We start from the raw sequence: 10,894 nt of genomic DNA, 5'->3' as shown, positions 1-10,894 counted from the left end.
AGGGCTTTCGTCCGGCACGCCGAGAGCACGCACCGGACACCGCGGGCACCGCACAGGACTTTCGAAACACCCCCTAGTTGGCCATCCACCGCCGGGCCGCCAAGCTGCTGGGCAAGGCAACGTCCCCAAAAGGCGGTTCGAAGCCATCCACGTGATGGCCCGCGAGCAGCTCGCCTGCCGGGTGTGGCACGTGGCGGAGTCCGGCTACTACGCCTGGTGCGCGAGGCAGCCGTCGAACCGCCTGGTCAAGCACGCCTGGCTGACCGAGGCCATCGTCGGCATTCACACCGCCTCGCGTGGCACCTACGGTTCGCGCCGGGTGCACGCCGAGCTCGGCCTTGGGCTGAGCATTCACGTCAGCCACGGCACCGTGGAGCTGCTGATGCAGCGCGCCGGCCTGCACGACCTACCCGGCAACCGGCGCCCCCGCGCCAAGCACGTGACCCCGTCCGTCGCGGATCTGGTGGAGCGGAACTTCACCCGTCACGCCCGGGATCAGTTGTGGGTCACCGACATCACCGAACACCTACCTTCGAGGGCAAGGTGTACTGCGCGGTCGTCCTGGACACGTTCTCCCGCCGTGTCGTGGGCTGGTCGATCGACGCCTCACCCACCGCGGCCCTGACCACCAACGCCCTGGCCAGGGCCATCGGCAACCGCTCCCCGAGCCCGGGCAGCACCATCATCCACTCCGATCACGGCGTGCAGTTCGGGTCCTGGGCATTCACCGAACGCGCCCGCGCCTCCGGCCTGCTGCCCTCCATGGGCTTCATCGGGGATTGCGTGGACAAACGTCTGTCATCACACTGCACCTCATCGGGTCGTTGCGGAGTGTTCGGGGTCCAGGACGCTTCGGCGGGGTCGGCACGACAAGCACCGTTGCAGTATTAAGCCGTACGCCACTTGAACAGCGTTCCCGAAGCGGCCGCCGAGGCGGCGAGGATGCCCGTGCACCAGGCGAGCGCCACCCACCCCGTCGAGCCCACCGCCTGCCCGAGCAGCAGTCCGCGTACCGCCTCGATGACATGGGTGACAGGCTGGTGGGCGGCGAAGCCCTGGAGCCACGACGGCATGGTGTCGGTCGGCACGAAAGCGCTGCTCGGGTAGGGCAGGAAGCTCACGAAGAAGGTGAAACCCCCGGCTGCTTCGGGGGACTTGACGAGCAGGCCCACTGCGGCGGACAGCCAGGAGAGCGCCGCGATGTAGGCGACCAGGATGCCGATCGCGGCGAGCCAGCCGCCCGGGCTGGCCGAGGGACGGAAGCCGATCGTGAAGGCGAGTGCGAAGACCAGGGCGGTGGCGATCAGGTTCCGGGCCGTGGACGCGAGGACGTGGCCCGCCAGGATGGGGGTGCCGCCGATGTCGAGGGACCGGAAGCGGTCGATGATGCCGCCCTTGAGGTCCTCGGTGACGGCCACGGCGGTGCTGGCCGAGCCGAAGCCGGCACACAGCAGCAGGACGCCGGGGACGACGTAAGTGACGTACTCCATACCGGTGTTGATGGCTCCGCCGAAGAAGTACACGAAGATCAGGAGCAGCATCACCGGTAGCGCCATGGCCATGATCAGGGCGTCGACGTTGCGGCGGCTGAGCCGGACGGAGCGGCCGGTCATGATGAGTGCGTCAGACATGGCTGGGCTCCTGCTGTGCGGGCTTCGTGAGCGTCAGGAAGACGTCGTCGAGGGTGGCCGTGCGCAGCGAGAACCGTTCGATGACCGTGCCGTCGGGGTCCAACACGTCGAGCAGTGCCCGCACCTGGGGCGCACCGCCGTCGGTGAAGAAGCCCAGGGTGCGGGTCTCGGGATCGCTGTAAACCGCCTGTGACGCCAGGCGCAGATGGGCGGCCGGGTCGGTCAGGACGACGTCGAGCCGATGGCCCGCGACGCGCCGCTTCAGCTCCTCGGAGGTGCCCTCGGCGACCAGCTCGCCACCGTGGAGCACGGCGATACGGTCTGCCAACCGGTCGGCCTCCTCCAGGTACTGGGTGGTCAGGAAGACCGTCGTGCCCCGCGCCGACAGCTCGCGCACTACGCTCCACAGCTCCTGGCGGCTGCGCGGGTCGAGGCCCGCCGTCGGCTCGTCCAGAGAGATCACTTCGGGTTGGCCCACCAGCGACGCGGCCAGGTCGAGGCGCCGCCGCATGCCTCCCGAGTAGGTCTTGACCAGGCGGTCGGCGGCGTCGGCGAGGTCGAATCGGTCGAGGAGTTCGGCGGCCCGGGTGCGTGCGGCGGTGCGGGAGATGCGGGCGCCGCCGTGGGTGCGGGCGAGCCGGGCCATCATCCGCAGGTTCTCCGCGCCGGTCTGCATCTCGTCGACCGCCGCGAACTGGCCGGTGAGGCTGATCGCGCGGCGGGCCCGGGCCCGCTCGGTGCGCAGGTCGTGCCCGGCGACCCTGGCGGTGCCCACGTCGGCCTCGGTGAGCGTGGCCAGGATGCGCACGGTGGTGGTCTTGCCCGCGCCGTTCGGGCCGAGCAGGGCCTGCACGGTGCCGCGCGCGACGGCCAGGTCGAGACCGCGCAGGACCTCGACCTCTCCGTAGGTCTTGCGGAGGCCGGTGGCCTCGATGGCGGGTGCGTCGGGCATGGCCTCGCCTCTCCATGACTACTTACTGCGTAATCCTTACGCATTACCGTGTAAGGGTTACGCAGAACTAGGATGTGCGTCAAGCCGGAGGCCCGAGGAACGGTCCCGGGTACGCAGAGGGAGGCGACGCGGATGGCGGCGGCGGACGAGGACACCGGCCTGCCCCCGAGCCTCGCGAAGGCCTGGGGTTTCAGGGCCCGCCCCTCGAAAGGGCCGAAGCCCGGGATCAGCCTGGACCGCATCGTGGCCGCGGCGGTGGGCGTCGCGGCCGCCGAAGGCATCGGGGCAGTGTCGATGGGGCGCGTCGCCAAGGAGCTCACCGTCTCGCCGATGTCGCTCTACCGGTACGTCGGAGCCAAGGACGAGCTCTACATCCTGATGCAGGAGGCGGTCACGCCCGCGCCCCCCGAACCGCTGCCCGACGGGGCCGGGTGGCGCGCGGGGCTGACCCGGTGGGCGCGGGCGCAGCGCGCGTTCTTCCACGAGAACCTGTGGCTCCTGCGGATCCCCATCTCCGGGCCACCCGCAAGCCCGAAGTCGGTGGCGTGGATGGAGTACGGCCTCGCGACCCTCGACGGCACCGGGCTCGACGAGGGCACGAAACTCGGCGTGATCATGCTGGTCAGCGGCTATGTGCGCAACGAGGCGACGCTGATGTCCGATCTGGATGCCGCGCACACGGCGAGCGGCCACGCCCCCGACGAGGTCCTGCGCCGCTACCAGCGCACCCTCGCCATCCTTACCGACCCCGAATGCCACCCGGCCGTCACGCGCGTCCTCGAATCCGATGCCCTGGACCAGGCGGACGAGCCGGACGCGGACTTCGAGTTCGGCCTCGGGGTCGTGCTCGACGGGGTGGCGGCGCTGATCGGGCGGCGCGGTTAGGGCGTTTCCTCCGCATCACCAATCCGCACCCTGCCCGACGCACCGCACGTCGCCCTGCAGGCTCGTCCTCAGGTGCCAGACAGGCTGTCAGCCCGTACCCGCCCCGCCGGGGCAACCGCGGCGGTAGCGGCCTCCCGCGCCTCAGGAGGGTGGAAGGTGATCCGCAAGGAACCGTCTGGCAGCCCGTGGCCGCCAGGCCCTCCAGCAAGGAAGCCCGAACGACTGGGTTCGCTGTCAAACGCCTCGATTGGATGACAGCGGACAGCTGTCCACCTGGGGCGTGCCGATGTGCGTCTCACGCTATCCGCTGACCGGACGCGCCACGCTCCCGCGTGCCGCCGAGGACTGGGTCTACGACTCAGCCGCGTTCTCCGAACTCGACAACCACGGCGGCTGGACGATCGGCTCGCACGCCTCGTCCGCGAACTGCGGCAGTTCCGCGACGGGATTGAGGTTCCCCCGGCGTGCGGGATGTGCTGATCAGCTGGTCCGGGCGGGCTGACGGGCTTTCAGGTTCGCTCGTTCGGTCGGTCGCTACCTGGCCCGCGTCCAGGCACGGGGCGCGGTGTTCTCATGCCCCGTACATGCCGTTCCAGCGGTGTCCGGTTGCAGCCGGGCTTCGAGAGCCTGCTGAGGTTCCGGGACTGGCTGGTGACCGTCCCTCTTCCGCTGCGGGGCCTCCTCCGTCGCACGGATGACAGCCGCGGGGCGGGGCTCCGGAAGCCGCTCCCAGGCCGCCGTCGTGGTCATCCGCTGGTGACTTCTACCGCAGTGTCATGTGCCGGTGCGCCGTTGGTGTGGGAGCTGCGTCTGCGGCTGGGCAGGCCGGTGTTGAAGGTGCGCGGGACGTGGCGGGTCCAGGACGGTGTGGCGGACAGGATGAAGCGGATGCGGTCCGCGAAGCGGGGCCCGGGCACGGGGATTTCGACGCCGGGGTAGCGGCGGTAGCCGCGGGTGACGGCGTTGGCGGTGTAGTTGGTGATGGCGTCGGCGCGGCGGGTGCGTGAGCCGCGGGCGGTGAGGCGGCCGAGGATGCGCAGGACGGTGGAGATGCTGGCGTCGAAGCGCAGCTGGTGCTCGGGCGGGCAGATGCCGGAGACGATGAAGGTGTCGGAGGCGTTGGCCGCGTCCAGGCCGGTCTGGTCGTGCCAGAAGGCGGCGGCGTGGGCTTCTCCGCGGGCGCGGTGGTAGAGGGACAGGCAGTAGGCGGCCGGGGTGAATTCGGCGTCGGCGGCGTACTGCCACCAAAAGCGTGCGCCGTCGTCGACGCCGGCCAGGCGCAGGGCGCAGCCCAGCAGCCAGGCGCTGGTGGGTTCGGGGAGCTGGCCGGTGAGGAATTCCAGCGCGTCGGGTGCGACGGCGGTGACGACGACGTCGCAGAGGTGGTCGAGGAGTTCGACGGCGGCCGTGTCGGCGGGCTCGCCGGGCTGCGGGCCGGCGTCCGGGTCGAGGTCGAGGTAGGCGCAGTGCCAACTGCCCGGCCTCACCAACGTCGCCCTCCACCTGCTCCGGGACCTCGGCGCCGTGACCGCCGGACTCACCCTGCATTGGAGGCTCCGACGGTACCGAAAGCGCCTGAACCGCATCAAAAGATCAAAAGGCAACTCTACGGGCGAGCCGGATTCGAACTACTCCGCAAGATGATCCTGCTTCAGTGACACTCAGCGAGCCGAACTGGCCTTACTCAGGCCTGGGTTGAGTACGTGTGCTCATACCCTGTGCCCGCTGCGCGGCCAGTATTGGTGCTACGGCGCAGCCGAGAGCGCCGGTCTGATCCAGCTGAGCCTATCGGGGGAATTTCTCATGGCGCGACGTATCGTTTTGTCCGTGGCCGCCGGTGTCGCCGTGCTGGCAGGTGCCGGAGCATTCGCCGTCGCCCACGCCGGGGACCAGCCTCTTTCTGTGGCCCACAGCACCGCCCGCTACGCCGCCCCCGACGGCGACCGCGGCGGCTCGTTCACCTTCACCACTGACGTCACGGCGTCCTCGGGCATCAAGGACGTCAAGGTCCTGGCCTGGCCGGCGAACTCGTCCTTCGCCAAGCAGCAGCTGACCGCCAAGGACATGGCCGCCGTGGAGTCGGCCATCTGCAAGCCGTCCGGTGAGGACACCGTGCCCTGCACCTATACCGTCACCGTCACCCGCGCCGAAGCCGACGCGTCCCCGCGCGGTCTGTGGCACGTCGCCGTCCTGGCCACCGCCAAGGACGGCGACACAACCCTGGACACCAAGGCGGCCGACTTCACCGTTGAGTGATCCAGACACGCAGGTGAAGCGCATGACTTTGGCCACCCCCATACTGCACACCGCTCGCCTGCGACTGCGCCCCTTCACCGACGCCGACGCGGACCTGCTCTTCGCCCTGCACAGCAACACCTACGTGATGCGCTACTGGGACTCCCCGCCGTGGAACGAACGGGCCCGCGCCGAACGCTTCATCAACATGTGCCGGAAGATGGCGGACGAAGGCACCGGGGCCCGGGTGGCCATCGACCGCGCTTCTGACGGGGCCTTCGTCGGCTGGTGCGGTCTGACCGGATGGAACCCGGACTACCGCAGCGCGTCGTTGGGCTACGTCCTCGACGAAGCGATGTGGGGACACGGCTACGCGACGGAGGCCGCGCACGCCTTGCTGCAGTGGGCATTCGACACACTGGACCTGAATCGAGTTCAGGCCGAGACCGATACGCGCAACGTGACATCTGCCCGGGTCCTGGAGAAGATCGGATTCATGCGTGAAGGGACGTTGCGGGAGGACTGCGTCGTGAACGGCGAGGTATCCGACTCGTGGGTGTTCGGGTTGATCAGGCGAGAGTGGCGGCCGGCGGCCGTGCCGATTCCAGCCCGCGAAGAGCGGCGTTAAGTCCGTCTCTGGTAGAGGCCGCGTCCAGGTTGAGTGAGCAAGCCTTGACGGGTGAGGCGTCCAAGGCGGCTGCGGGTGACGTTCATGGCCGGGTCGTCGGTGGGCCTGCCGAGGAGTTCGTGTAGATCACGGACCCGGAACGCCTGAACGGGGTGGGTGTTGAAGGCGTTCAGGATGACCTGGTAGGCGGTGGTCAACTCAGGCGGTTCGGATTCGGTCCCGGTCGGGGCGAGTTCCGCAATGACCTTCCGGGTCGTGACAAGTTCCGCCAGACGCGCCTCGGCCTCGGCCAGAGCAGCGTTCAAGTGCTCGATCTGCTCGCGCGGTTCGCCAGCCCGGTTGGCGGCCGCGTCCTGCCGGATCTGGAGATCTGCCAGAAGTTCGATGACGTTCACGCGGCCGCCACGAAGTCATCGCGCCAGGCTGGTGCAGGCGTGGTGAGGCGGCGGGCCATGTTCGCGGTGGATGCCCAGTAGATGCGCGAGAAGGGCATTGTCGGGTCGGTGGTCGTACTCGCGGGCCAGTCCTCTCAAAGATGCATCCCCGGATGAAACCTCGGTCGAGGCGGTCTGTAGTGCTGGCCGGGCATCTGGAACCTGCCTGCGTGGTTGGGATACTTCCTGAATGGACAGATCAACGGTTCCGTGGCGCAACACAACGCACGACTGGGCAAGCACCGTGGACATCCACCACCTCACGCGCATCCGGCACGATTGGGCCACCTTTGCACCGAGTGGTACGCAGCACCTGATCCTCGAAGTCGTCGCTTACGCAGCCGACGAGGCGGAAGCAAGGGGCGCAGGGCGTTGCACTGTCACCTACCACGTCGACGGATCGGTGTCGGTCGCGGACGACGGACGAGGCACCGACACCCGCTTCGATCACCACGGACGAGCCGTAAAGAAGCCGGTCATGGCGTCAAAGGACCTTCGATTCTTCGATCACCCCGACGCACAACTGCTTCCCGATGGCCACCCACGCCGTGGTATGTCCGTTGTTGCGGCGCTCAGCGAATGGCTCGTCCACACCAACCGCCGTGCAGGTGGAGCCTGGAATCAACGCTACGAACACGGCATTCCCACGACTGGCCTCACACCGATCGCCGACGACGGCACGACCGGCACCATCGTCCACTTCCGCCCCGACGAGCCCGTGCGCACAGCAGCCGGATCGATCGCGGACGAACTGGCGCAGCTCGTAACACTATGGCCGCACCTGTCCGTCGATATCGACGATGGTCGGAGCAGCTGACTCAGCACGAGAGGAGCGCGGGCCCGGAGGTTAAACGAGCTGGGAGCAGGACTCGGAACTGCTGTTGGTACGAGGGCTGGTGCCCGTCCGGAGGACGTCGATGGAGCTTGGTGCCGAACATTGAGCCCGTTTGGTAGTCGGACGCGGGGGCCGAGCGCAGGAGTCCAGTGGTGTTGCCGCGAGCACGCAAGAGAGCTTCTTTGAACCCTGTGGTCCCTGATGGGCGGGCACCGCTATTGGTGCATGCGAGGAAGGGTGGGGGACGGGACATGGATGTGATCGAGGAACGGTGCGGGGGCGCCGACTTGGGCAAGGCGGATGTCAAGGTGTGCATCCGGGTGCCGGGCACCGGCAAGCGCGCCCGTTATGAAGTTCGTACGTTCTCCACGATGAACGACGGTCTGCTGGAGCTGCGGGACTGGCTGGTGGAGAACAGGATCGCCCGATCGGCATGGAGGCGACGGCGTCGTACTAGAAGCCGCTGTTCTACCTGATCGAGGCCACTGAGGGGATCGAACCGTGGCCCGGTATCGCACGGAGACTGTCCGGGACCGGACCCGCGACGTGAACCGCCTCGCGATGTTCCTGGAGGACACCGGGATTAAGCTGTCCTCGGTCGACACCGACATCACCGGCCGCTCGGCGCGGGCCATGCTGGATGCCCTGGTGGCAGGCGCACGGGACCCGCCGGCGCCGGCATCCCTCGCCGTGGGCAGTCTGCAGGGCAAGGTCCCCTTGCTCACCCGCGCCCTGACCGGTGACTTCAACGAGCACCACGCATTCGTGATCGCTTCGATGCTGCGGGCCATCGACGAGGCCGACAACCGGATCTCCCGCCTGAGCGAGGAGATCAACCGTCAGTTGCAGCCCTTGCGGCAGCAGGTCGACCTGCTGATCACCATTCCCGGCATCAGCCTGACCCTCGCCCAGGTCCTGATCGCCGAGATCGGCGTCGACATGGGCCGTTTCGCTACCGCCGGACACCTCGCCTCCTGGGCCGGAGTGTTTCCGGGCAACCCGGAGTGTGTCCGGGCCAACAAGGAATCAGCCGGCAAACGACTGTCCGGCGCACCCGTCACGGCGACCCCTGGCTCAAGACCGCCCTGTTCATGGCCGGCGCCAGCGCCTCCCACAGCAAGACGACCTACCTGGGCGCGCAATTTCGGCGGCTGGTCCCGCACCGAGGCGCCAAGCGCGCGACCCTCGCCGTCGGACACTCCATCCTCGTCGCCGCCTGGCACATCCTCCACGACCTCGTGCCCTACCGCGATCTCGGCCCCGATCACTTCACCAACCGCCTCGGCAAAGAACGCCAGAGCCGACGCCTGATCGCCCAACTCGCTGCCCTCGGCATGGACGTCACCAACACCTCACGCGAACAGACCGCGCGAACCGCGCCGACGCGTATCACCGCAGGTGATTTTCAAGAGAGCACCACCGTCCAGGGACGGCCATCGTGGACGGCGGGGTAGCCGTAGCCGGTTTTGGTGTCACCGGACCACGGTGCCGCGCGGTGTGGGAGCACTGCCGGTGCAATCGCAGGTCGGCGATCCTTGGCCGTTACCCGTCTACGTGAAAGATCACCGCCGGATGGCCTCCTGGCTTCGACGAGGACCGGATACGAGAAACGCAACACCGCCGGGCGGCCGGGGGCGGCCTCCCTTTTGATTGAGGATTCACTCACCCGGTGGAAATTTGGTAAGCCTTCCCTTATATGCTGGCGGCTCTCGCCGTCGGCCCCGGTGTGCCGGGGTGTGGCCGTCCATCCCGTACGACAGGACTCTCCATGCGCACGACCTCCCGTGGCGTCTTCACGACGCTTGCTCTCACCCCGTTGTTGGCCGGTTGTTTCGTGTCGGGCGAGGGCGGCTCGGACACGGAGGGGGCGGCGGGGTCGGCAGGTCGTCTGAGGGTCGCCCTCGCGGTGCCGCCGGCGCAGGCCTTGTCCCCGTACAGCAATGACGCCACCGTGCTCAGCAAGCTCTCCGTGGCCGAAGGCCTCACGGCGCTGGACAAGGACGGAGCGGCCGCGCCCGCGCTGGCCAAGTCCTGGACGAAGAAGAACGCCACTACCTGGACCTTCGAGCTGCGCAAGGCCACGTTCCAGGATGGCACCGAGGTCACCGCCGAGTCCGTCGTCAACGCGCTCGACCACGCGGGCTCGGCACAGACCAAGCCCCGCGTCCTCAGCGACGTGACGCTGACCGCCAAGGCCGAGGACGCCGACACCGTCACGATCAGCACCAGGACCGCCGACCCCGTACTCCCCCTGCGGCTCGCCAGCCCCGCGCTGGGTGTCCTCTCCCCGAAGGCGTACGCGAAGGACGGCACCGTGAGCCCGGTGGGTACCGGAACCGGCCCCTTCGAGATCACGAAGCTCACCGGCAGGACCAAGGCCTCTCTCGACCGCTTCGACGGCCACTGGGGCGGCAAGGCCAAGGCCTCCGGCATCGACGTGACCTGGATCGCCGACGGCACCGCCCGCGCCAACGCCCTGCGCGCCGGCGACGTCGACATCGCCGAGTGGATACCTACCGCCCAGGCGAAGCTGCTGGACAAGGGCACCCGCCACGAAGTGCCCTCCGTGCGCACCGACAGCCTGGTCCTCAACACTGGCAGCGGCCTCTTCACCGACGAGACGCTGCGCGCGGCCGCCCGCGACGCCGTGGACGGGTCCGCCCTGGTCGACTCGGTCTTCGGCGGGTACGCCGACGCCGCGCAGGGCCTGTTCGGGCCCGCCGTCCCCTGGGCGGCCGACAACCGTGCCGAGGTGACCGGCCGTGCCGAGGCCGCGACCACGGCACAGGTCAGGTCGAAGACCAAGGACAGGACACTGCGCCTGGCCACCTACACCAACCGCGCCGAACTGCCCGAAGCCGCGAGCGTCCTGCAACAGCAGCTGGAGAAGGCCGGGTTCACCGTGAGGCAGGACGTACGCGAGTACACGCAGATGGAGGCCGACCTCCTCGCGGGCAGGTACGACGCGCTCGTCTTCTCCCGGGTGACGCTCCTCGACACCGGTGACGCGGTCGCCTATCTCGCGAGCGACTACACCAGTGACGGCGTCTACAACATCGCGGGACTGAAGGACTCCAAGGTCGACCAGGCCATCGAGTCCGCGGCCGAGGAAGGAGACACTGCACAGCGCCAGCAGAAGATCATGCGGGCCGAAGCGGAGATCCTGCGCACCGACGCCGTGGTGCCCCTGGTCCACGAAGAGGTCGTACAGGGCATCAGCGCCGACGTCGAGGGCGTGCTCCTCGATCCCCGCGAGCGCTCCCTGATCGACGTCGACACTCGCGTGAAGTAGCA

The 10,894-nt window shown here is 68.5% G+C and carries 14 protein-coding genes; 10 read left to right on the top strand and 4 right to left on the bottom strand.

All coding sequences use genetic code 11. The features are described 5' to 3' along the window. Positions 1-154 precede the first annotated feature (154 nt). Together AC5P09_RS44915 and AC5P09_RS44910 are read left to right on the top strand one after the other, a co-directional pair. A complete protein-coding gene (locus AC5P09_RS44915) occupies positions 155-625 on the top strand; it encodes an IS3 family transposase (RefSeq protein WP_493879460.1) in 471 nt (156 codons plus the stop codon). Then, positions 544-891, top strand: a complete 348-nt coding sequence (locus AC5P09_RS44910) for a DDE-type integrase/transposase/recombinase (protein ID WP_493879459.1) — start codon at positions 544-546, stop codon at positions 889-891. Before AC5P09_RS44915 ends, AC5P09_RS44910 begins: the two co-directional genes overlap by 82 nt. On the opposite strand, the gene AC5P09_RS44905 is transcribed toward AC5P09_RS44910, so the two are convergent. Then, on the bottom strand, positions 888-1,631 hold the full coding sequence (locus AC5P09_RS44905; RefSeq protein WP_493879458.1) for an ABC transporter permease: 744 nt from the start codon (positions 1,629-1,631) through the stop codon (positions 888-890). The genes AC5P09_RS44910 and AC5P09_RS44905 overlap by 4 nt on opposite strands. Continuing rightward, the gene (locus AC5P09_RS44900) at positions 1,624-2,583 is read right to left on the bottom strand and encodes an ABC transporter ATP-binding protein (RefSeq protein ID WP_493879457.1); all 960 of its coding nucleotides are present in this window, start codon (positions 2,581-2,583) and stop codon (positions 1,624-1,626) included. The genes AC5P09_RS44905 and AC5P09_RS44900 overlap by 8 nt, the downstream gene beginning before the upstream one ends. A 132-nt stretch (positions 2,584-2,715) precedes the next feature. Here AC5P09_RS44900 and AC5P09_RS44895 point away from each other — a divergent pair, with 132 nt between their 5' ends. Both AC5P09_RS44895 and AC5P09_RS44890 read left to right on the top strand, forming a co-directional pair. Continuing rightward, entirely contained in the window at positions 2,716-3,468 is a 753-nt protein-coding gene (locus tag AC5P09_RS44895; protein ID WP_493879456.1) for a TetR/AcrR family transcriptional regulator, read from the top strand. A 247-nt stretch (positions 3,469-3,715) separates the two neighbouring features. Then, positions 3,716-3,970, top strand: a complete 255-nt coding sequence (locus AC5P09_RS44890; protein WP_493879455.1) for a deazapurine DNA modification protein DpdA family protein — start codon at positions 3,716-3,718, stop codon at positions 3,968-3,970. Between the two features lie 244 nt (positions 3,971-4,214). On the opposite strand, the gene AC5P09_RS44885 is transcribed toward AC5P09_RS44890, so the two are convergent. Next, a complete protein-coding gene (locus tag AC5P09_RS44885; protein WP_493879454.1) occupies positions 4,215-4,955 on the bottom strand; it encodes a hypothetical protein in 741 nt (246 codons plus the stop codon). A 316-nt stretch (positions 4,956-5,271) separates the two neighbouring features. Between AC5P09_RS44885 and AC5P09_RS44880 the strand changes: the two genes are divergently transcribed. Together AC5P09_RS44880 and AC5P09_RS44875 are read left to right on the top strand one after the other, a co-directional pair. Next, complete coding sequence (locus AC5P09_RS44880; protein ID WP_493879453.1) at positions 5,272-5,724, top strand: DUF5707 domain-containing protein; 453 nt, start codon at positions 5,272-5,274, stop codon at positions 5,722-5,724. Positions 5,725-5,746: 22 nt separating this feature from the next. Continuing rightward, on the top strand, positions 5,747-6,331 hold the full coding sequence (locus tag AC5P09_RS44875; protein WP_493879452.1) for a GNAT family N-acetyltransferase: 585 nt from the start codon (positions 5,747-5,749) through the stop codon (positions 6,329-6,331). On the opposite strand, the gene AC5P09_RS44870 is transcribed toward AC5P09_RS44875, so the two are convergent. Continuing rightward, positions 6,328-6,726, bottom strand: a complete 399-nt coding sequence (locus AC5P09_RS44870) for a hypothetical protein (protein ID WP_493879451.1) — start codon at positions 6,724-6,726, stop codon at positions 6,328-6,330. The genes AC5P09_RS44875 and AC5P09_RS44870 overlap by 4 nt on opposite strands. Before the next feature lie 229 nt (positions 6,727-6,955). On the opposite strand from AC5P09_RS44870, the gene AC5P09_RS44865 reads away from it, so the two are divergent. The 4 genes from AC5P09_RS44865 (at position 6,956) to AC5P09_RS44850 (ending at position 10,892) form a co-directional block, all read left to right on the top strand. Continuing rightward, positions 6,956-7,582 carry an ATP-binding protein gene (locus AC5P09_RS44865; RefSeq protein ID WP_493879450.1) on the top strand — a complete coding sequence of 209 codons (627 nt, stop codon included), beginning with the start codon at positions 6,956-6,958 and terminating at the stop codon, positions 7,580-7,582. A 269-nt stretch (positions 7,583-7,851) separates the two neighbouring features. Further along, positions 7,852-8,076, top strand: a complete 225-nt coding sequence (locus AC5P09_RS44860; protein WP_493879449.1) for a hypothetical protein — start codon at positions 7,852-7,854, stop codon at positions 8,074-8,076. Positions 8,077-8,146: 70 nt separating this feature from the next. Beyond that, entirely contained in the window at positions 8,147-8,911 is a 765-nt protein-coding gene (locus AC5P09_RS44855; RefSeq protein ID WP_493879448.1) for a transposase, read from the top strand. Positions 8,912-9,368: 457 nt separating this feature from the next. Then, positions 9,369-10,892, top strand: coding sequence for an ABC transporter substrate-binding protein (locus tag AC5P09_RS44850; RefSeq protein WP_493879447.1), 1,524 nt, complete (start codon positions 9,369-9,371; stop codon positions 10,890-10,892). The last annotated feature ends 2 nt before the right edge of the window (positions 10,893-10,894 follow it).

It is taken from the genome of Streptomyces sp. a15 (assembly GCF_059026085.1).
This window is presented reverse-complemented; position numbering and strand designations above follow the sequence as displayed.